This window comes from Streptococcus suis S735, assembly GCF_000294495.1.
Classification (GTDB): Bacteria; Bacillota; Bacilli; order Lactobacillales; family Streptococcaceae; genus Streptococcus; species Streptococcus suis.
Genome location: NC_018526.1, coordinates 1,140,347 through 1,162,123, shown reverse-complemented (window position 1 = coordinate 1,162,123; position 21,777 = coordinate 1,140,347). Strand labels below are relative to the sequence as shown.

Genomic DNA, 21,777 nt, shown 5'->3' with positions numbered 1-21,777 from the left:
TCAGAAAGAAGAAAATCATGAATGATTTATTAGCACAGTATATCGTTGGTTTAGTGACTGACGAAAACGATCAGTTTTACTTTGTCCAAAAAGAGGGTAGAACCTTTGCTCTTTCTAAGGATGAAGGCGAACATAGTCTAGGTCAATCTGTTAAAGGATTTGCCTATACCGATATGAAACAAAAACTCCGTTTGACAACTAAGGAAGTTGGGGCGAGTCGTACCAGCTTTGGTTGGGGAACTGTCACAGAGGTACGTAAGGATTTGGGTGTCTTTGTGGATACAGGTCTACCAGACAAGCAAGTGGTTGTTTCCTTGGACATTTTGCCTGAAATCAAGGAACTCTGGCCGAAAAAAGGGGATCGGTTGTACGTCAAATTAGACGTCGATAAGAAGGACCGCATTTGGGCTCTGCCAGCTTTTCAAGAAGATTTTCAGAAAATGGCTGGACCTGCTTATGATAATATGCAAAACCAAAATCTGCGAGCGATTGTCTATCGTTTGAAAATGAATGGTACTTTTGTTTATTTGCCAGACAACAACATGCTTGGTTTTATCCACCCAAGTGAACGATTTGCGGAACCACGTCTGGGTCAGGTTTTGGAGGCTCGTGTCATCGGCTACCGTGCAGTTGATCGGACCTTGAACTTGTCTCTCAAGCCACGTTCATTTGAGATGCTGGAAAATGATGCTCAGATGATATTGACTTATCTGGAAAGCAATGGAGGTTTCATGACCTTGAACGATAAGTCTGCTCCGGAAGACATCAAGGCCACCTTTGGTATTTCCAAAGGGCAATTCAAAAAAGCTCTTGGTGGTTTGATGAAGGCTGGGAAAATTAAACAGGATTCTTTTGGAACAGAGTTGGTCTAGGGGGCGTCTATGCTAGTATATATTGCTGGTAGTGGGGCAATGGGGTGTCGGTTTGGTTATCAATTGTCTAAGACAAATCATGAAGTGATTTTGCTGGATAATTGGGAAGAACATATCGAAGCGATTCGAGAAAACGGCTTGAAAGTGACTGGAGACGTAGAGGAAACTGTATACTTACCCATCATGAAACCGACCGAAGCAACGAGAGAAGCAGATTTTATTATTCTACTGACAAAGGCTGATCAGTTGTCAAAGATGTTGCGGGATATTAAACCGATTATCGGTCCAACTACCAAGGTTTTGAGTCTCTTGAATGGTTTGGGGCATGCGACGACCATGCGTCGGTACGTGCCAGATGAAAGTATTATGGTTGGGGTGACCATGTGGTTGGCGGGACTAAAGGGTCCTGGACATGCTCACTTAGAAGGTCCGGGTTCTATGTCCGTTCAGCATATTCTTGGTGATGAGCAATCAGTTGCGGATATTATTGAAATGCTGAATGAAGCTGGACTAAATGTGACCTATGACAATCATGTTGTCAGTGCTATTTGGCAGAAAGCCTGTGTCAATGGTGTGATGAATCCAACTTGTACCATTTTAGACTGTACAATTGGTGAATTATTTGGTACGGAGGCTGGACTAAATCTAGTACAGGGGATTTTCAAAGAATTTATTGCTGTTGCTAAGTCTGAGGCAGATGGAATTGACGAAGAAGCTATTTGGAAATATGTTATTGATGCTTCGAAGAAGGCTTCCAATCACTATCCATCTATGCACCAGGATTTGGTCCAACATGGTCGAAAGACAGAAATTGATTATCTGAATGGAGCGGTTGTTTTTAAGGGCAAACGTGCAGGTATCTCTACGCCATACTGTCAGATGATAACAGATATGATTCATGCCAAGGAAAGTATGTTGGGGTTGAGATAGGAGAAAGTCATGCTGATTGAAGTGGAAACGATTGAAGAATATTTGGCTGCCTTGCCTGAAAATCGGAAGGAAGTAGTTGAACGGCTCCATCAAGTGATTGTGGAACAGTTACCAGCTGGTTTTGAAGTAGGAATCTTGGGAGGTATGATTAACTATTATGTGCCGCTTGCTGCCTACCCCGATGGTTATCATTGCACACCGGGAGAGCCCTTGCCATTCCTTGCTTTGGCATCACAAAAGGCACACATCGCCCTCTACCACATGGGAATCTATATGGACCAAGAATTGAATGATTGGTTCGTTGCTGCTTATCAAGCACAGGTGCCTACCAAACTGGATATGGGCAAGTCCTGTGTTCGTATGAAAAATCCCAAGAATATTCCTTATGAATTGATTGGGGAATTGGTTAGTAAGATGTCTATGGAGCGCTATATAGAGCTCTACGAAAAAAATCATAGAAAGTAGATGTAGTGAGAAGAAGTTTTTATTCTTGGTTGATGACCCAGCGCAACCCGAAAAGTAATGAACCAGTAGCTATCTTGGCAGATTATGCCTTTGATGAATCTGATTTTCCTAAGCAATCAGATAATTTCGATGAAGTCAGTCGTTTTTTGGAGGAATCGGCCAGCTTTGCCTTTTCCATGTCTGATTTTGATGCGATTTGGGAAGATTATTTGGGACATTGATGGATAAAATAGTACAAAATAGCCTTGTTTGGGCTATTTTTGTTATAATAGAGAAAAGCACAGGAAAAGGAGCAACTCTTGCTAGAACATTCAATTGATATTCAACTCAAGCATCCAGATGATTCATTTAGCCTATTTGGTTCGAATGAACGCCATCTGAGATTGATGGAACAGGAACTAGGTGTGGTTATTCATGCCCGTACGGAAAAAGTGCAGGTGATTGGACAGGAAGAACATGTAGAACAGGCGCGTCTTGTTATCCAGTCTCTCCTTGTCTTGGTGAGTCGTGGTTTAGTTATCAATACGCCAGATGTGGTCACAGCTATTTCCATGGCAAAAAATGATGAGATTGAGAAATTCGTTGCCCTCTATGAAGAAGAGATTATCAAGGACAACTATGGCAAACCCATTCGCGTAAAGACCCTTGGACAAAAACTCTATGTGGACAGCGTAAAGCGTCATGATATCGTGTTTGGAATTGGACCAGCTGGTACAGGAAAGACCTTCTTGGCGGTTACTCTAGCTGTAACAGCCCTCAAGCGGGGACAGGTCAAGCGGATTGTCCTGACCCGTCCTGCGGTAGAAGCAGGTGAAAGTTTAGGCTTTTTACCAGGGGACTTAAAAGAAAAAGTAGACCCTTATTTGCGTCCTGTCTATGATGCCCTCTACCAGATTTTGGGCAAGGAGCAGACCACGCGCCTAATGGAGCGCGAGATTATCGAGATTGCACCGCTGGCCTATATGCGGGGTCGGACCTTGGAAGATGCCTTTGTCATCTTGGATGAGGCGCAAAATACGACCATTATGCAGATGAAGATGTTCCTGACCCGTCTGGGCTTTAATTCCAAGATGATTGTCAATGGGGATATTAGTCAGATTGACCTGCCACGCAAGGTTAAGTCAGGCCTGATTGATGCGACAGAGAAACTAAGCAAAATTCCGCAGATTGATTTTGTACATTTTTCAGCCAAGGATGTGGTTCGTCACCCAGTTGTTGCCCAGATTATCAATGCCTATGAGCAGGAGGCTCTGGCTGCGGATGGTCGAGCAAGTTTTGAAACGATTGGGGAGCCTAGTCGGAAATACAATGGCGAAGAGTAGTTGTTTCATTGGCTGATATATAAAAGAATTGTGATGCTAGTTACATTTAATATACAATAAAAAGCCCAAATGGACGATACTGTAAGCGATGAAACAAACAGGAACTTAGTCCAAATAAGCGACTTACAGCATATCGTAAAATCACATCGTACAGCAAATATCAACTATTTGTCACAAGTTATACCAATCCTATTGCCCGACTCCCTTAAAGCATTGTCACAACGTTGCTTTGTCAACGGTATCATATAAATCTATTAAAATATTGCTAGTACTTCAAGTTGGATTAGAGATTAAATCTTAACGACATTTTCGAACCAGCCCTCATTATAGCGGATAGAGATCATAAAACCTATAACTTTATGGATTGTTACCAATAAAAAGGCTGGTTCTATCTGATTCGGATTCGAGATGGGAAAAGCAGCATGAAACCGAGTTTTACTCCCTTTCTTTTCGCATGTTCGGCACCGATAAGTATGAAACCCTCGTGGCCAATTGTGATAAACCTGTAGACTATATAAAAAAGCCTCCCTTTGTGTTGTCCGAACATAAAATCCCAAGTATTACATCGGAAAAATACTTGGGATTAGATATCATAGATTAACTGATCAGAGTTAACTTAGAGACACTGATTGATGACAGGGCTTTTATGCACGAATAACAAGAAGTGGCTTAAGACCAAAACTTCTCTGCAATTTCTTGGCCTTGTTTAATTTTTGCCCACTGTTGCGGGATGGCCAATTCATTACCTGAATCACATGAAGCGAATCCACATTGATGTGACAAGTAGAGACGCTCTTTTGGAATAATCTTGCTTGCTTCCTCGAGTAATTTGTAAACACGTTCTTCATCATCCAAATCAGAAGTTTTACTTGAAAGTAGACCAAGAACGACTTCGACATTCTTGTCACGCAAGCTTTCCAAAGCTTTTAAATCACCTGCACGTTCATCATCCCACTCAAGGAAGAATCGATCGTATTTTTGGTCACGCAGGAATTTTTCGGCAATAGCTTCGTAAGTTCCGCCAGCTGCAGAGCGGCTTTCATAGTTACCACGGCAGTTGTGCGTCCAGACGGTCAAGCCAATTTCATGTCCGTAATCAATAACAGCATTATTGATAGCAACAAACTCGTCAGCCAAAGCGGCCAATGCTTCAGAATCGTCTTGTGGCAAGAAAGGTACAGGGTTAGCAGGGTCAAATAATTCCCAAAGGCAGTCATCAAATTGAACGATTTGTCCACCAGCTTCCTTGTACTGGTCTAAAAATTCCTTATAGGCAGCGATGAGCCCGACTTTTAATTCATCACGAGTCTTGTAGACCTGATTTGGTCCAACTTGTCCATTGAAAATTGTCAATTCATTAAAGGCATGGGCTGGACCGAAAATAGTTTGTTTGGTTACAGTTTCTCCTGCTAATTCTTTCACTTGTTTGAAAATATCAATGAAATGGTGATTTTTTGCAGAAAGTGGAGCAGTAATACGCAATCCAATATCCTTACGTGTTTCAAAAATCTGTCCATCATGGTCTTTAAATGGATAACCATGCTCAGCAATGTAACGCTCGATACCGTCGAAGCCCCAGAGAAAATCTAGGTGCCACATTGAACGACCAAATTCTCCATCTGTCACAATATCCAAACCGTTTTCTTTTTGTTCTGCAACAATTTTTTGGATGAGTGAAGCTTCAGTTTCTTTGTAACCATCGAAGTCATCATAGAATGGGTATTTGATGTCTTCACGAGCTTCGATTTGTCGTTTAAATTCTCCTAAGTTTGCTGGTCGAAGAAGTGAACCGACTAATTGGAATCTTGAAGTTGTCATATGTGTGTCTCTCTTTCGTTTTAGTGATGAACCTATTCTAACTCATAAGCTATCATTTGAAAAATAGTTATTTTCATGGCAAATCCATAGTTAAAAACTATAACTTGAAAAAATAGAAGGAAATAACTTTCTATCATTTGTCAACTATGGTATAATCAAAAGTGCTGAAATCCGAACATTAGGAGACTTAGGAGAAAAATGAAAAAACAATCACCATTTATAATTGCAGGAATCGTCATGCTAGGGGTCGTGATGCGTGCCCCCTTTACAGCTTTGCCTGCTATTTTGATAGATGTGGCAGCAGGACTGAGAGTAGAAGTGAGTTCATTAGGAATTTTAACCTCTATTCCGCTCATCATGTTTGCTCTCTGTTCATCCTTAGCACCGCGTCTTGCGGCTAAGTTTGGCATGGAAAAACTAATGGGCCTAGTCTTACTGGTTATGGTGCTGGGTTCAGGAATGCGAGTTCTCAACTTACCAGCCCTTTACATTGGTACAATGCTTGTTGGTGCTACAATAGCATTTATTAATGTTTTGCTACCAAGTTTGGTTGCGGCTAATTTTCCAAAGAAAATTGGTCTGTATACGACGATTTATATCACTCTCATGGGGGTGGCGGCAACAGTTGCATCTATGATTGCTGTTCCAATTGTATCCTCTAGTTCTTGGGAATTTTTTATTCTATTAATTACAGGATTGGTGTTTATGGCTTTCCTGATCTGGTTGCCTAATGTAAAAAATAACCATCGATTTGCAAGTGAGAACCAAGGAAACCAGAAATCATCTATCTGGAAAAATAAAGCAGCGATTGCCTTTTTGATATTTGGTGGGCTACAATCAGTCCTCTACTATACAGAGATTACCTGGTTGCCAACTATTTCTCAATCAGTTGGCTTTAGTAAGGCAGAAGCAGGGCTAATGGCTGGTTTCTTCAATATGACAGCTATTCCCATGTCTATGATTATCCCAGCTGTTCTTTCTCGTCAGACAAAAGAAATGCGTCGAAATATCATGCTGGCTATTTCATCTGTTACCTTACTTGGTTTGTTCATGATGTCATTGATTCCGACCAATCTCATTCTTTGGTCAGCACTTCACATTATTTTAAGTTTTTCAAATGCAGCCCTCTTCCCTTATATGATGTTGAGCTTTACTTTGAAAACAAGCAACAGCCAGGCTACTGCCCAGTTATCAGGAATGGTGCAGACAGGTGGCTATCTCATTGCAGCATTTGGACCAGGCCTTCTCGGTTACAGCTATCCAATCTTCGGAAACTGGATGCCATTGATTCTTGCTCTGGCTATCGTCACACTTGCCATGATGTGGACTATTGTTCTCATTGAAAGAGAAGATATTATCTTATAAAGTATAATCCCTTAAGAAGGCTGGCATTTTTCTGTGAAAATGGCAGAGCTTCTAAGGGATTTTTTGTCAAACAAAAAAAGCTGGACATTTGCCAGCTTTTTAATGTGCCACACGTTTACGAGCAGCTTTTTTACGATTTTCCTCAATGAAAGCTTCTTTCTTTTCTTCTGGTTCAATGATTGTTTTGTGAACAGTGAAGACTGCGCCTGCTGCAAGAGCAACTGTAGAAAGAACACCTGTCAAGAAACCTTTACCAAAACCTTTAGCCATAGTTATTTCTCCTTTACTTGTGTTATAATAGATTTTAGCGAAAAAACAAAATATTTTCAAGGAAAAAGATGAAAACTAAAGTTATTGTGGTCATAGGACCGACAGCGGTAGGAAAAACTGCCCTTGGCATAGACTTGGCCCAGCGCTACAATGGAGAAATTATCAGCGGTGATAGCCAGCAAGTCTATCGCAAACTGGATATTGGTACGGCAAAAGCTAGTCCTGAAGAGCAGGCTGCTGCGGTTCATCACTTGATTGATGTCCGAGATGTGACCGAGGGCTATTCGGCTTATGAATTTGTAGCAGAAGCCAAGGCTCTGATTGCTGACATTAAAAGTCGTGGCAAGTTGCCTATTATCGTGGGTGGGACAGGGCTTTACATTCAGAGCTTGCTTGAAGGCTACCATCTGGGCGGGCTGGTTGACCAGGAGCAGGTACTTGCTTATCGGGCGGAACTCGACTGCTTGTCTGACGAGGATTTGGAAACAATGGCAGAGCAGGCAGGTTTGATGGTCGAGGGAAACAGCCGACGGAGAATCATTCGTGGACTGGAATTGAAAAAATTTGGCGAAAACTTAGAAAATACAGAGTCAGGATATGAGCCTCTTTACATCTGCCTGACGGATGACAGACAGGTTCTTTACGACCGCATCAATCAGCGAGTGGATAAGATGATGGCGGCGGGCTTACTGGATGAAGTTAGCTGGCTCTACCAAGAACACCCAGAAGCTCAAGCTGCTATGGGAATTGGCTACAAGGAGTTTTTCCCCTACTTAGAAGGTCAAATCAGCCTAGAAGAAGCAATTGATAAGGTCAAACAAAATAGCCGCCGCTTTGCCAAACGCCAATTAACCTGGTTTAGAAACCGCATGGCAGTCGATTTTTACCAAGTATCAGAAGAAGCTGTTAAGGATAGGATTTACACCGCTGTGGAGGAATTTTTAGATGATTGAAACCCAGAAAGAACAAGAACGTGCCCTCCTGGTCGGAGTTGAATTGCAGCAGACAGATAATTTTGACGTGTCCATGGAAGAGTTGGCAAGCCTGGCTAAGACCGCTGGGGCCCTCGTCAAAGGAGTATATACGCAGAAGCGGGAGAAATATGACAGCAAGACTTTTGTCGGTTCTGGTAAGCTGGACGAAATTGCCCAGATGGTCGAAGCTGACGAGATTGATACTGTCATCGTCAACAATCGATTAACACCCCGCCAGAATGTCAATCTGGAAGAGATTTTAGGTGTCAAGGTCATCGACCGTATGCAGCTGATTTTGGATATTTTTGCCATGCGGGCACGGAGTCACGAAGGAAAACTGCAGGTCCACCTAGCCCAGCTCAAGTACATGTTGCCACGCTTGGTTGGACAGGGCATCATGCTCAGCCGTCAGGCAGGTGGTATCGGCTCTCGTGGACCAGGTGAAAGCCAGTTGGAGCTCAACCGTCGAAGCATTCGCAACCAGATTCATGACATTGAGCGCCAACTCAAAACAGTGGAGAAGAACCGAGCGACTGTCCGTGAACGCCGTTTGCAATCAGGCGTGTTCAAAATCGGCTTGATTGGCTATACCAACGCGGGTAAGTCCACTATTATGAATGCCATGACGGACAAGCGACAGTACGAGGCTGATGAACTTTTTGCCACACTAGATGCCACAACCAAGCAGATTAACTTGGCAGACAAATTTAATGTGACCTTGACCGATACGGTTGGTTTCATTCAGGACCTGCCGACTGAGTTGATTTCTGCCTTCAAGTCCACCTTGGAGGAGTCCATGAACGTGGATCTCTTGCTCCATATCATCGACGCCTCTGACCCCAATCACAGTGAGCAGGAGCAGGTGGTCTTGGACATTCTAAAAGACCTGGATATGCTGGACATTCCACGTCTAGCTCTCTACAACAAGCTGGACAAGACCGATGACAGCTTTACCCCCAGTCAGTTTCCTCATGTCATGCTGTCCACTAAGGATGAAAATGCCAAAGGCCATATTCAGATGATGGTCTTGGCCAAGATAAAGACCATGTTTGAACGATTTGAGGTCAGGGTGCCACTTGCTGAATCTTATAAATTGCATGATTTAGCTACTCTGGCTCTGATTGAAAATCGGACCTACGAAGAGGATGTGGAAGTGGTATCAGGCTATATCGCTTCCAGCAATAAATGGAAGTTGGAAGAATTTTATGACGGATTATCTTGATTTGGCAATCAAATACGGTGGTTTTACCAGCCTGGACAAGGTCTATCTGGCTAGGAAATTGGCTGATATGACTGACCAACAAAAACTAGATTTTATCACGCCACCGCCTTCGGTTATCAATGCCTATTTTGCGGAAATCTACCAGAAACAAGGGGCAGAAGAGGCGACGGACTACTATCTCACTCTTTCTCAGCAGCTCTGCCTTTTTCCAAAAGAACCCAGCTTTGCTGAAAGCAAGCCCTTTGTCCGCCTGAATTTATCTGGTAAGTCTTTCGGATTTACCTATGTGTCGGCGGACGGTCTGGCCCAGGTTTTTTCGGAAGTAGGAGAGGAAGTGACGGATAGCTTGCTCTTTGAAATCGCCCAAGTCTTTCCCCACTATGTCGTCTTTGTGGAGGAGGGCAAGATTTTTATGAAAGTCAATCCCTTTGAGGACGCCGAGTTAGAGGAGGTTGAAACAGACTACCTTTTAACCCAGGTGGCAACCGGAGAAGGCTTGGTCAAGATTTCAGGCTTTAATCAGGAAGAAGTGCTGGAAGTGGCGGACGGCTATGCTGGTCAGCATTACTATGTCTGGTCGGGTCGCTCTGCAATTTTATATATAAAACATTAGAAAGTAAACAATGCAAATTCAATTTTTAGGTACGGGGGCTGGTCAGCCCTCCAAGGCTCGAAATGTATCCAGTTTGGCCTTGAAACTCTTGGATGAAATCAATCAGGTTTGGCTCTTTGACTGCGGTGAGGGCACTCAGAATCGGATTTTGGAAACGACCATTCGTCCACGCAAGGTGGCTAAAATCTTTATTACCCACCTGCACGGTGACCATATTTTTGGCTTGCCTGGTTTCCTGTCTAGCCGTTCTTTCCAGTCTAGCGAGGAGCAGACAGATATTGATATTTATGGACCTGTTGGTATCCGTTCTTTTGTCTTGGCAAGTCTTAAAGTATCAGGGACACGCCTACCTTATCGCATTCATTTTCATGAGTTTGATGTTGATACGGTAGGTCAGGTCCTAGAAACAGACAAATTCACGGTATTCGCTGAAAAGCTGGACCATACCATTCCTTGTGTCGGCTATCGTGTCATCCAGAAAGATTTGGAAGGGACATTGGATGCAGAGGCTCTGCGCGCGGCAGGTGTACCATTTGGTCCCCTATTCGGTAAAATCAAAAATGGTCAAAACGTGACGCTAGAAGATGGGACTGAAATTATCGCGAGTGACTATATTTCTCCTCCTCGGCCTGGTAAGGTAGTGACCATTCTTGGTGATACGCGCAAGTGCCATGCCAGTGTACGCTTGGCTGTTAATGCTGATGTGCTGGTGCATGAGGCGACTTACGGAAAAGGCGATGAGAAGATTGCTCGCAAGCACGGGCATTCGACCAATATGGAAGCCGCTCAGGTTGCCAAGGATGCAGGTGTCAAGCAGCTCTTGCTTAATCATATCAGTCCACGATTTTTATCCAAGGATATTAGTCAATTACGGAAAGATGCAAGTACTATTTTCGAGCAGGTTCATATTGTCAAAGATTTAGAGGAAATTGAGCTATGAGAACCATTCTAATCACAGGTGCCTCTGGTGGTTTGGTACAGGAAATGGTGCCATTGCTGAAAGATGATTTTTTGATTTTACTAGGTCGTGATGTGGCAAAAATTGAGCAGCTCTATGCTTACCATGAAAAAAAGGCTGTCTTTGATGTAGACATCCGAGACGAAATAGCTCTGACGGCATTTTTTGATGAACTGGATAGTCAGTTTGGTCAGATTGATATTCTAGTCAATAATGCAGGCTATGCCATTTACGATGATTTTGAGAATTTTTCCAGCCAGCAGGTGCAGGCCATGTTTGATATCAATACTTTTGCTCTGATGACCATGTGCCGTTTAGTAGGTAAACGAATGAAGGCAAGACGGAGCGGGCAGATTATCAATATCATTTCCATGTCAGGCTTGATTGCTTCAGCTAAGTCCTCGGTCTATTCAGCGACCAAGTTTGCGGCCATGGGTTTTTCTAATACCATTCGCTTGGAATTAGCCCAGTATGGTGTGACAGTTACAACGGTCAATCCAGGTCCAATCGCAACCAGCTTTTTCGATCAGGCTGACCCGGATGGAAGCTATCAAGAGAGCGTCAAGGCTTTCTTGCTGCAACCAGACTATGTTGCCAAGAAGATTGTTTCAGCTATGGGGACGAAGAAACGAGACATCAATCTGCCTTGGTCACTAGCAGCTGCTCATAAACTCTATACTCTCTTTCCAAGAATAGCAGACTACTTGGCCAGTACAGTATTTAATTTAAAATAAGCATAGAAAAACGCCGAAATAAAACTCGGCGTTTTCGTGTAGACTAGCTACGCTCTTTTCTACGTAAGGCGATACTGCCTAGAAGTAGGCTACCTAATGCGATAGCTATATAGTTTGTTTTTTCACCTGTTTGAGGTAGTTGTTTTGCCTCGGTAGACTTGGTGGTATGTACTACTGTAGTAGTTTTTGGCGCCTCATCCAGAATATTTTTTGGCATTTCAGGTTGTGGTACAAGAATTTCTACAGCTGGTAAGTCTTCTAAGCTTGCTAATTGACTACCAAATAGGGCGTTGGACACCCAACGGAAGAAGTGAACAGGGTGGACCTTGTTTGTTGGATTACCTGCATAGATAAAGACAGGTTGGTCTTGATAATTTCCAGCGATGGCGACAATTTTATTGGCTAATTTGTCATGACCAGGCCACCAACCTGCGATATAATAATCTTTATCAGCGATTTTAACAAGCGTTTTAAATCCTTCAGGAATGCCTTCAATCCAATTACCGGAGTTGGAATAGAAAAGTCCATTCATGGCGTAGCCACTTGTTAATGGATCTTTATCATCAATAATAGCCCGCATGAGACCTTCATAGTCACCACCATCTGTAAATTGTTCCGCATTGAAACCTGCTAAGATTCCTAATTCCTCCAGTTTTTGCATGGCGACACCACCTACGATGATAATTGGTTTCTTACCAAATACACTGGCATCGAATTGGTCTGATTCGAGAATGATAGCATCAGCCTCATCTGCGCTATTGACAATTTCAAAGCCCATTCGTTCTACCGCAAGTGCAGCATTTGCAAGAATGGCAAAGTCGCCTGCCCAACTATAAGAGTGAGAAGGAGCGTACACCTTCATTGCTTTCAATTCTTGTCCAAGAGGCTTCTTATAGAGAGGCTCGCCGTATAGAGCATAGGTGTCCAGTAAGTGACTAAATTGGTTAGTTTCCATGATGTAGCCATCGTCTGTAAGGTAGACCTTAGCGCCTGATTTGATGGCTTGATTAATGGCCTGAACGGCGCTTTCAGAGGTGTTTGCAACGACATAATAAGGCGCTTTGAAATCAATTTCCGTAGTACGTGGAGCTTTTGTCCATGTGATGCTACCTAATTTGCCGCTAAAGGTGTTTTCTTCAAATACAGCCTTGGCGCTAAAGCCTTTCATATCTGGGAAGTTGACCACCAATTCAGCATACATGGCTCCCCAAGCAGATTCATCAGAACCAGCGTAGAGGACATGGTTAGCGAATCCTCGTTTGGCTTGAGCCATATCGACAACTAGGTCGCCCTTGCGGAAGTTTCCAACATCTTCAGTTAATTCCTTGACAACAACCCCATTACGATTGAAATATTCAATCATCTTAAATGCTTCTTGCATATCGTTGTGTTTATCGAGCGTCATAGGAATCACATAGTAGTCTGGGAAGAATTTTGGCTGGTCTTTTTTGACACGTCCGACAACAGCTCCGTCTGGTCCGACTAGTTCAGACTCTGCTTTTGGATCTTCTACCTTATTGACACCGCGAGAATAGTATTTGAGGCGCATTTCCATAAGACTGTCTGGCTTGGTTGCCATATTGTGAACACCGCCCAAAACAGCAAAGAATCCCGCCTTGAATGATTCTTGATTTCCTTCTGGAATTTCAATCGTGTGTCCAAGAATGCCGTGATACATTGCATACACCGCTGTATAGCCTGAGAAGGAATCGTCCCAACCATCTCCCCAGTGGACTTTAGGGATGGTGTAGCGTTCATATTTAGAATTTGCAATACCTGCTCGGCCCATTTCATGAGCTTTTTCCAGCATAATATCGGCTAGTAAATCATATTCAAAGTTCGGGTCATGTGGCGGAGTGGCAGGCTCGATGAGAAATCCAGATACAAAGCCATGAATATCTAAAACAGATATTGGATTCCATTTGTGGATTTGACGGACGATGGCTTGTGTTTCTGGATTCACTTGGAAACCAGTATCACGGTTAGGGTCCAAACCATTTACTAGTGAACGCAAGTTTTTAACATCGCCATCAGGATTTTCTGTGAAATTGAACAAGAAGATAAATTTATCTAACAAATCTGTCACTTTTAAATGAAGAGTAACAGGATTTCCATCGGCATCTGTAGATGGGAAGGTGATGGTATCTTTTTGTGCAAATTCTTTGAATAGGCTAGTTACCACATCTATGCCGGGTTGTTCGTCAGCATGAGTATTGTTGATGAGAATAGGTAATCTATAGTCGAAGGTTCCAGCTTGCAACTGTTTCAGCATCTGGTCGGGTTGGGTCAGCATGAGCGGTGTTGTTTCAGTAAGATATTTATCAATACTTGCTTGATTTTTAGCTACAACAGCCATTTTAATATCTCTACCTTCAGCTGATTGACCAATTGACTCAATCCTTACTAGGCGGTCGGTCGCAGCATTATTTTTCGTTTCCTCAATCTCTGTCAACATTTCCTCATGTGTACGGTAGGCTTCATAAGGACGGAAATGAAGAGTTTTTGAAATTATCAGGTTTCCATCGGCACTAGTACCTTCCAACAGCATATCTTTTATAAAATGTCGATAGGTACGGCGAATATTACTCGGTGTCCGTTTACTCAAATCTTCTCCAAAGAGAGCTGCGAGCTGGATATTCAAATGAAGTTGGTTATCCTGTCTGCTTTCTTCTACTGTGATAAATGTATCGCCTGTGAAATCTCCCTCTTTCAAATTCCAGGTTTTCCATTCGGAAATAGGCTTTCCATCCAATATCCATTCTATTTTTTCAGTCGTATCTGGAAGAGTGACGGATTCTGTGATAGTGACTGCTTCCGATAGATAGACAGTTTTTGTTTCGAGTGTAATTGTATCAATAGTCGGTACGGCAGGTTTTTCTTCTGTAGTATTCTGATTATCATTATTAGCTGTTCTGAGCGTAGTTTCCTCGGCATTTGGCTCGGAAGATGTTGTCTCTTCTTCTGTGGAAACAGATGCAGGAGAAGTATCTGCTATTTCTTCAGTTTGTTTTTCTGTCTCCTTCCCTTCTACAAGATTATCTGTAGCTTCGCTTGTGCTAGTCTTCGTAATAGGAGTCTCTTCAGGCAGTGGAGTCACTGTTTCATTAGTAGTAGGTGGTATCTCCTCTGTATTTGCGAAGACCGTTCCCTGAGCGAGAGATGCAGCTAAAAGAACTGTTGAGGCAAGTAGGACTTGATTCAACAGCCTTTTCTTATATGAAAGTTTCATGCGAACTTCCTCCTTTTGAAAATATGTACAGGGTAATAAATTAAAACGGGTTATTTCATGCTTATCTTATCAAAAAATATATGTCTTTACAATATAAATTGAATATGTTTATATATTTAAAATATTCAGAAATATCGAATCATAGAGACTATTTATTTTGAGTAGGATAATGAACTAAAATCTGTTATAATGGTAAAAAAATAAGGGAGAGATGTATGGAAAAACTTTGGAAAATTATATATAGTCGGACATTTATTGTCATTAGTTTGATTATTCTAACCATTTTCCTTATTCTTTGGTTGGTAGGTTCGGCAGCTACCTATATGCCTGCTTTATTGATTATTTTGCAAATTTTTTCGATTTTTGTGGCTATTTCAATCATCAATAGACCGATGAATACCAGTTTTAAGTTAACCTGGATTATTTTTGTCATTGGTATTCCGATTTTTGGTGCTCTATTCTATTTTATTTTGCAGTCCAACATTGAAACCAAACGTTATCGTAAAAATTTTCATAAGCAAGCACAAAGACTTCGGGAGTATAGTAAGACGTCTGAAAAGGTCATGAAGGCATTGGAGCAGGAAGATAAGGAGCAACTGAAATTAGCTCACTTCATGAGTGAGTACGTTGGCTACCCAATTCATACCAATACGGATGCCGTCTATTTTTCAACAGGTCAGGAAAAATTTGAAGCTCTACTAGAAGAATTGAAAAAGGCAGAGCAGTATATTTTCATGGAGTACTTTATTGTCGATATGGGATATATGTGGGATTCTATCCTTGACATTTTGAAGGAAAAGGCAGCGCAAGGGGTGGAAGTTCGTTTTATGTATGATGGGATGAATTCACTGACCAATCTTCCCTATAATTACTATAAAACCTTGCGAAAATATGGGATAAAAGCCAAAGTATTTTCTCAAATTATCCCAGCCTTATCTACGGTGCAAAATAACCGTGACCATAGAAAAATTGCGATTATTGATGGAAAGGTTGCCTTTACCGGTGGTATTAATATCGCAGATGAATACATCAACAAGAAAGTGCGTTTTGGTTACTGGAAAGACGCAGCGATTATGATTAGGGGAGAAGCTGTTGCAAACTTTACGTTGATGTTCCTTCAAATGTGGAATTACAATGAAAAGACAGAGACAGATGACCTAAAATACCTCAAAACGCATAAAGATTTAGAGACGGAAACCGTTGATGCCGAAGGTTTCTTCCTTCCGTATGGCGAGAATCCATTTGATGGAGATGAGGTAGCCAAACGAGTCTGCCTAGACATGATTCAGTCGGCAACGGATTATATTTATATCATGACACCCTACTTAGTGTTGGATGATGAAATGATTGATAATTTGACTTATGCTGCGAAGCGTGGAGTCGAGGTTCGCATTCTACTACCGCATATCTATGATAAAAAATCAGCCTATTTGGCTGCTCGTACTGATTTTCCGACTTACTTGGAAGCAGGAATTGAAATCTTTGAATTTCAGCCTGGATTTGTCCATTCCAAAGTTGTTTTGGTCGATGATAAGAAAGCTACTGTTGGTACGGTGAATATGGATTTTCGCTCTTTTTATCTTAATTTTGAGTGCGGTCTCTATATTTACAATCACTCGGAAGTTTTGGCAGCTATTAAGGATGACTTTACTCATTCCTTCAAAAAATCACAGCAAATTAACCTTCTAACCTTCCATAAAACGTACTCTTGGTATAAGCGTTTGGGAGGAGCCCTACTGCGAATTATTTCGCCGTTATTATAAATTGTAATATTCGTTCTTCATGGAGCAAGGGATCGACATTCTGTTTCGGTCTTACCTTGCTCCATTTTTCTTGGAAAATGATATAATAGAAAGATAGTTTATACTCGGAAAATTTACAGGCTACTTGTGATTTTGAGTATTAAGGAGTAAAAAACGTGATAAAGCCCAATTATGACTGGCAATTATTGACCGGTTTTTCTGATGAACAATTTATCAAAATTGCTAAAAAAGAAGGAGTGGACCCGGTAGCGGCTAAGTTGCTGTATGAACGTGGCATCCATTCGGCGGAAGAATTGCATACTTTCTTACAACCAAGCTTAGAAGACCTTCACGATCCCTATTTACTACATGATATGGACAAGGCGGTAGAGCGGATTCGCCGAGCAATCGAAAATTACGAACACATTTTGATTTATGGAGATTATGACGCAGACGGTATGACCTCGGCATCTATTCTGAAAGAAACTCTGGAGGAAATGGGGGCAGAAGTCCAAGTTTATCTTCCCAACCGTTTTACAGATGGCTATGGGCCGAATCAGTCAGTTTACAAGTATTTTATCGAGCAACAGGGGATTTCTCTTATTGTGACGGTGGACAATGGCGTAGCGGGTCATGAAGCGATTGCCTATGCCCAGGAAATGGGTGTCGATGTTGTCGTGACAGACCACCATTCCATGCAAGAAACCCTTCCCAATGCCTATGCGATTGTACATCCAGAGCATCCAGAAGGAAATTATCCCTTCAAACATTTGGCGGGCTGCGGCGTGGCTTTTAAATTGGCCTGTGCTCTTCTTGAAACTGTTCATGCAGACTTGCTGGATTTGGTCGCAATTGGCACCATCGCTGATATGGTTAGCTTGACCGATGAGAATCGTGTCATGGTCAAATATGGTCTCTCGCTTCTCAAACAGACTGAGCGAGCAGGTTTGCAAGAGTTGATAAAGATAGCTGGTATTGACATAGACAGTATTGATGAAGAAACAGTTGGTTTCCAACTTGCTCCGAGGTTGAATGCCCTTGGTCGACTCGATGATCCAAATCCAGCCATCGAATTACTGACTGGTTTTGATGACGAAGAGGCCCATCAAATTGCCCTCATGATTGACAGTAAAAATGTAGAACGTAAAGACGTCGTCCAAGCAATTTACGATGAAGCAAAAACCATGCTCCGTCATGATAGACCTGTTCAAGTTCTGGCTAAAGAAGGTTGGAACCCAGGTGTTTTAGGGATTGTAGCAGGACGCCTACTAGAAGAACTGCAGCAACCTGTTATCGTCTTGTCTATTGAAGATGGTAAGGCAAAGGGTTCGGCTCGTTCTGTTGAAGCAGTTGACATTTTCAAGGCACTTAAAGATCATCAGGACCTATTTATCGCCTTTGGTGGTCATGCTGGTGCAGCAGGTATGACCTTGGAAGTTGACAAACTTGAAGAGCTTGCTCTGACCTTGACAGACTACATTATCGAAAATAAATTGGATTTATCCAGCAAGTCTTCGCTGGTCTTAGATGAAGAATTGGATTTAGAGGAATTAACCCTAGATACTCTAAAATCTTTCGAGAAGCTTGCGCCTTACGGCATGGATAATAAAAAGCCTGTATTTTACATCAGAGACTTTCAGGTGGAATCAGCAAGAACCATGGGGCAGAATAATGCCCATTTGAAACTACGCATTACTAAAGGTGCTGCTGGATTTGATGTTCTTGCTTTTGGTAAGGGCAATCTAGCCTTGGAATTTTCACAGGCCAAGGGCTTAGAACTAGCTGTCACCTTGTCTGTCAATCAATGGAATGGCAATACCAGTCTTCAGCTCATGTTGGTTGATGCTCGGGTCAATGGTGTTCAACTTTATAATATTCGTGGAAAACAACATCCTATTCCTGCAGGGGTCCCAATTTTGGACATTGAAAATCCAGTAGCAGATAACAAAGCAATTGTCTTGGCTAACTTGCCTGAGGACCTCAGTAGTCTGCGTAGCTATTTTCAGGAAAGAGAATTTGAAGCCATTTATTTTAAAAACGAAATTGCCAAACCGTACTATCTAGATGGTTATGGTAGCCGAGAACAATTCGCTAAATTGTATAAGACTATTTACCAATTTGAAGAGTTTGATGTTCGCTATAAACTGAAAGATTTGGCTGTTTACTTAAAAATTAAGGACAGTCTATTGGTTAAAATGATTCAGATTTTCCAAGAATTAGAATTTGTCACGATTGCGGATGGGGTCATGCGGGTCAACAAAGAGGCACAGAAGCGAGAGATTTCAGAAAGTCAAATATATCAAGAATTGAAAGAAACAGTTATCCAACAAGAGTTGATGGCGCTTGGCACCGTTCAGGAAATTTATGAATGGCTATGTGGTCGCGTTTGATGACAGTAGAAGCTCTGGTTGTTGGAGTGATTGGAACGCTTCTCTACACTTATTGGTTTATCAGGCAAAAAGGTTTGTTGAAAAATCTTGAACAGATAACCGAAATAAAGCACGCACTGATTGAATTACGGCGAGTAGGATGGTCAGAAAGAGCCATCAAAAAGGTTTTTCTGAAACAACTGTTGCCTCTAAAACAAGAAGACATCCCAGCATTTGTTCAAAATTTCATAAAAGAAGCTACTATTTTTGCCTCAACTAGCTTTTATCAGTTGATAAGAGTTGACAGTCGCTCTTTAAGCCAAGAGAAAGCGACGGCCTTATTGGAGCAATGTATGAATATGTTAGATTTTCCTGAGGAATTAAGTCATGGGATATTACCTGAACTTTTGCCGAAGATGGATGTGAATTGTCCTCCACACCATCCGTTTTGGCGGTACTTTGCTAAGCTAGTTGATAAGGCTTTTCCAGTTCGGGAATTAGAAGTCAAACGGCCGTTAAACAGACAGGTCCATCAGCTACGCTACCTTATTTCCTATCAGCAGACTTTTTGGGTGCGTCAGCAGTTTGGAAAAGGAAAAACAGATTGGCAGGCTCTGATAGCCTATGTACGTAGCCTACCTCGGTGGTCTTATCGCTTACGAGAATCTGCCCGCCTACACAATAAACAACTGTTCGGCAAGAAAAATCAGAAGACCTTGCCAGTCAATATGAAGATTTTGATTCATTTTCACAGCGAATTTATCCTAAATCAAGATGGACAATTTGCCTTGATTTTAGAAGAACGACCGCATGTCAATGGCGTGGTAAATGGGGCTTCCTTTAATTATGCCAGAGCTAATAATAAGCGGGAGTGGGAAAGAACTCGACTGGTCTAAAAAGAGTTCGTCTTCCCACCCCCGCACAGTTGATTAGGTTGGATTTGGAGTGTAAAACACGAACAAATCCGCCAATCAACCACTGCACTGAGATGTTGACACGAACTCTAAGAAGTGGCGCTGAGCTTTTTGCCCTGCCTCTCCAGTTGGCAGGCAGGATCCCATTTTTCGGAAAGAATTGCTACGCTCAAAGATGGGAGTCTATTTATCTCCTACTCGCTTTCGTCGCTACCAAAAAGGAAGAAATGAGGTTGGCTGGGAGCAGTCTTACTTTAATCAGCAAGGAAGCTTTTCCTATGGTGGACATAGTAGAGCAGCTTGTGTGGCGAATTTGAGGAGACGATTTGCTAAAGATATATGTCTGAAATGTACCAAAAAACAATTTCATGGTATAATGAAGAGTAAAAATTATTTTTAAAAAGAGAGAGACAAATGAACTTAAAAGATTACATCGCAACAATTCCTAACTATCCAAAAGAAGGTATCGAATTCCGTGACATTAGCCCTTTGATGGCAGATGGAAATGCTTATAGCTATGCAGTACGTGAAATCGTTCAGTATGCGACAGATAAGCAAATCGATATGATTGTTGGGCCGGAGGCGCGTGGTTTCATCGTTGGATGTCCAGTTGCCTTTGAATTGGGAATCGGTTTTGCACCAGTTCGTAAGCCAGGTAAGTTACCACGTGAGGTTATCTCAGCTGATTATGAAAAAGAATATGGTGTAGATACATTGACGATGCATGCAGACGCAATCAAACCAGGACAACGTGTCTTGATTGTCGATGACTTGTTGGCGACTGGTGGTACTGTAAAAGCAACGATCGAAATGATTGAAAAGCTTGGCGGTATCGTTGCTGGCTGTGCCTTCTTGATTGAGCTAGATGATTTGAAAGGCCGCGAAGCAATCGGTGATTACGACTACAAGGTTTTGATGCACTATTAATCTAAGGTTATAGCCAAAACTTATAACTGGTCCTATTTTTATTCTAATTGAATTGCATAGCAACCTGTCTTATAATAAATATAAGAAAATTGGGAGGTTGCTTATGCCAATTAAAATTGAAAAATCATTACCAGCAGTTGAAATTTTGAGAAAAGAGAATATTTTTGTGATGGATAGTGACCGAGCCAGTCATCAGGACATTCGTCCTATCAAAATCCTTATTCTCAATCTCATGCCACAGAAGATAGTGACGGAGACTCAGTTGCTCCGTCTTTTGGCTAACACTCCTTTACAGCTAGAGGTTGAATTTCTCTACATGGCTAGTCACGAGTCCAAAAATACACACTCGGGCCATTTGAAGCAGTTTTATAAGACTTTTGAGCAGGTCAGGGATAGCTATTTTGATGGGCTCATCGTGACAGGAGCACCAGTTGAAAATTTACCTTTTGAGGAAGTTGATTACTGGCATGAACTTACTCAAGTTTTTGATTGGTCAAAAACACATGTTTATTCAACATTGCACATTTGTTGGGGTGCACAGGCAGGTTTGTATGCACGCTATGGTGTACCCAAACACAGTATGTCTCGAAAACTATCAGGGGTATATTGTCAAGAAGTGACTAATCCAACGAGCCCTCTTATGCGTGGATTTGACGATGAATTTCGTTCACCACATTCCCGTTATACGGAAGTAAGAGAAGCAGATATTGCCCATCTGAGTGGGTTGACGATTTTATCACAAGGTCCAGAAGTTGGCCTATCCATTCTAGCCAGCAAGGATTTAAGAGAAATTTATAGTTTTGGACATTTAGAGTATGATAGGGATACACTAGCTAAGGAATACCAACGTGATTGTATAGCTGGAAAAAATCCCCATTTACCGGAAAATTATTTCAAAGGAGATGACCCTACAAGCAAACCATCTCTCTCTTGGAATTTACCAGCAGCACAATTCTTTACCAACTGGGTGAATTATGCTGTCTATCAAGAAACTCCATACGACTGGCATATCTTTGAACAATCAGCCCAGTCAGCTAGTCTTTAAAGAGGAAG

General features: G+C 42.0%; 19 protein-coding genes. 16 read left to right on the top strand and 3 right to left on the bottom strand.

All coding sequences use genetic code 11. The annotated features are described in order from the left end of the window. The first annotated feature begins 17 nt into the window (after positions 1–17). From cvfB to YYK_RS05730, 5 genes are all read left to right on the top strand, one after another. Positions 18–872 (top strand): RNA-binding virulence regulatory protein CvfB, encoded by an 855-nt coding sequence (gene cvfB / locus YYK_RS05750; protein ID WP_012775207.1) that lies wholly within the window; start codon positions 18–20, stop codon positions 870–872. 9 nt (positions 873–881) lie between these two features. Beyond that, positions 882–1,802 carry a 2-dehydropantoate 2-reductase gene (locus tag YYK_RS05745; protein ID WP_014917266.1) on the top strand — a complete coding sequence of 307 codons (921 nt, stop codon included), beginning with the start codon at positions 882–884 and terminating at the stop codon, positions 1,800–1,802. Positions 1,803–1,811: 9 nt separating this feature from the next. Further along, a complete protein-coding gene (locus tag YYK_RS05740) occupies positions 1,812–2,267 on the top strand; it encodes a DUF1801 domain-containing protein (RefSeq protein ID WP_012027268.1) in 456 nt (151 codons plus the stop codon). A 5-nt stretch (positions 2,268–2,272) separates the two neighbouring features. Beyond that, positions 2,273–2,488 (top strand): YozE family protein, encoded by a 216-nt coding sequence (locus tag YYK_RS05735; RefSeq protein ID WP_009910192.1) that lies wholly within the window; start codon positions 2,273–2,275, stop codon positions 2,486–2,488. Between the two features lie 78 nt (positions 2,489–2,566). Then, entirely contained in the window at positions 2,567–3,589 is a 1,023-nt protein-coding gene (locus YYK_RS05730; RefSeq protein ID WP_009910187.1) for a PhoH family protein, read from the top strand. A gap of 669 nt (positions 3,590–4,258) precedes the next feature. Here YYK_RS05730 and YYK_RS05725 read toward each other — a convergent pair. Next, positions 4,259–5,407, bottom strand: coding sequence for a cobalamin-independent methionine synthase II family protein (locus YYK_RS05725; RefSeq protein ID WP_012027267.1), 1,149 nt, complete (start codon positions 5,405–5,407; stop codon positions 4,259–4,261). Between the two features lie 198 nt (positions 5,408–5,605). Here YYK_RS05725 and YYK_RS05720 point away from each other — a divergent pair, with 198 nt between their 5' ends. Then, positions 5,606–6,772, top strand: coding sequence for an MFS transporter (locus YYK_RS05720; protein ID WP_014917265.1), 1,167 nt, complete (start codon positions 5,606–5,608; stop codon positions 6,770–6,772). A gap of 99 nt (positions 6,773–6,871) precedes the next feature. Here YYK_RS05720 and YYK_RS05715 read toward each other — a convergent pair whose 3' ends face one another. After that, complete coding sequence (locus YYK_RS05715; protein WP_012775205.1) at positions 6,872–7,042, bottom strand: DUF3042 family protein; 171 nt, start codon at positions 7,040–7,042, stop codon at positions 6,872–6,874. Positions 7,043–7,110: 68 nt separating this feature from the next. On the opposite strand from YYK_RS05715, the gene miaA reads away from it, so the two are divergent. The 5 genes from miaA to YYK_RS05690 are packed head-to-tail and all read left to right on the top strand — an operon-like array spanning position 7,111 to position 11,543. Next, positions 7,111–7,995: a tRNA (adenosine(37)-N6)-dimethylallyltransferase MiaA gene (gene miaA, locus YYK_RS05710; RefSeq protein WP_014917264.1), complete on the top strand. Its 885-nt coding sequence runs from the start codon at positions 7,111–7,113 to the stop codon at positions 7,993–7,995. Next, a complete protein-coding gene (gene hflX, locus YYK_RS05705; protein ID WP_012027262.1) occupies positions 7,988–9,238 on the top strand; it encodes a GTPase HflX in 1,251 nt (416 codons plus the stop codon). The genes miaA and hflX overlap by 8 nt, the downstream gene beginning before the upstream one ends. Continuing rightward, entirely contained in the window at positions 9,222–9,851 is a 630-nt protein-coding gene (locus YYK_RS05700; protein ID WP_012027261.1) for a cystathionine beta-lyase, read from the top strand. The genes hflX and YYK_RS05700 overlap by 17 nt, the downstream gene beginning before the upstream one ends. A 10-nt stretch (positions 9,852–9,861) precedes the next feature. After that, positions 9,862–10,791 (top strand): ribonuclease Z, encoded by a 930-nt coding sequence (gene rnz / locus YYK_RS05695; RefSeq protein ID WP_012027260.1) that lies wholly within the window; start codon positions 9,862–9,864, stop codon positions 10,789–10,791. Beyond that, entirely contained in the window at positions 10,788–11,543 is a 756-nt protein-coding gene (locus YYK_RS05690; RefSeq protein ID WP_012027259.1) for an SDR family NAD(P)-dependent oxidoreductase, read from the top strand. Before rnz ends, YYK_RS05690 begins: the two co-directional genes overlap by 4 nt. Positions 11,544–11,586: 43 nt before the next feature. Here the strand turns inward: YYK_RS05690 and YYK_RS05685 are convergent, their stop codons facing one another. Then, positions 11,587–14,772 carry a M14 family zinc carboxypeptidase gene (locus tag YYK_RS05685; RefSeq protein WP_014917263.1) on the bottom strand — a complete coding sequence of 1,062 codons (3,186 nt, stop codon included), beginning with the start codon at positions 14,770–14,772 and terminating at the stop codon, positions 11,587–11,589. Between the two features lie 215 nt (positions 14,773–14,987). Between YYK_RS05685 and cls the strand changes: the two genes are divergently transcribed. From cls to metA, 5 genes are all read left to right on the top strand, one after another. Then, positions 14,988–16,535 (top strand): cardiolipin synthase, encoded by a 1,548-nt coding sequence (cls, locus tag YYK_RS05680; RefSeq protein WP_012775565.1) that lies wholly within the window; start codon positions 14,988–14,990, stop codon positions 16,533–16,535. 155 nt (positions 16,536–16,690) lie between these two features. Beyond that, a complete protein-coding gene (gene recJ / locus YYK_RS05675) occupies positions 16,691–18,904 on the top strand; it encodes a single-stranded-DNA-specific exonuclease RecJ (protein ID WP_012027256.1) in 2,214 nt (737 codons plus the stop codon). Next, entirely contained in the window at positions 18,883–19,779 is an 897-nt protein-coding gene (locus YYK_RS05670) for a DUF3114 domain-containing protein (protein ID WP_014917262.1), read from the top strand. Before recJ ends, YYK_RS05670 begins: the two co-directional genes overlap by 22 nt. 432 nt (positions 19,780–20,211) lie before the next feature. Then, the gene (locus tag YYK_RS05660; protein ID WP_002937136.1) at positions 20,212–20,724 is read left to right on the top strand and encodes an adenine phosphoribosyltransferase; all 513 of its coding nucleotides are present in this window, start codon (positions 20,212–20,214) and stop codon (positions 20,722–20,724) included. Between the two features lie 103 nt (positions 20,725–20,827). Beyond that, positions 20,828–21,769 carry a homoserine O-acetyltransferase MetA gene (gene metA, locus YYK_RS05655; protein WP_014917260.1) on the top strand — a complete coding sequence of 314 codons (942 nt, stop codon included), beginning with the start codon at positions 20,828–20,830 and terminating at the stop codon, positions 21,767–21,769. The last annotated feature ends 8 nt before the right edge of the window (positions 21,770–21,777 follow it).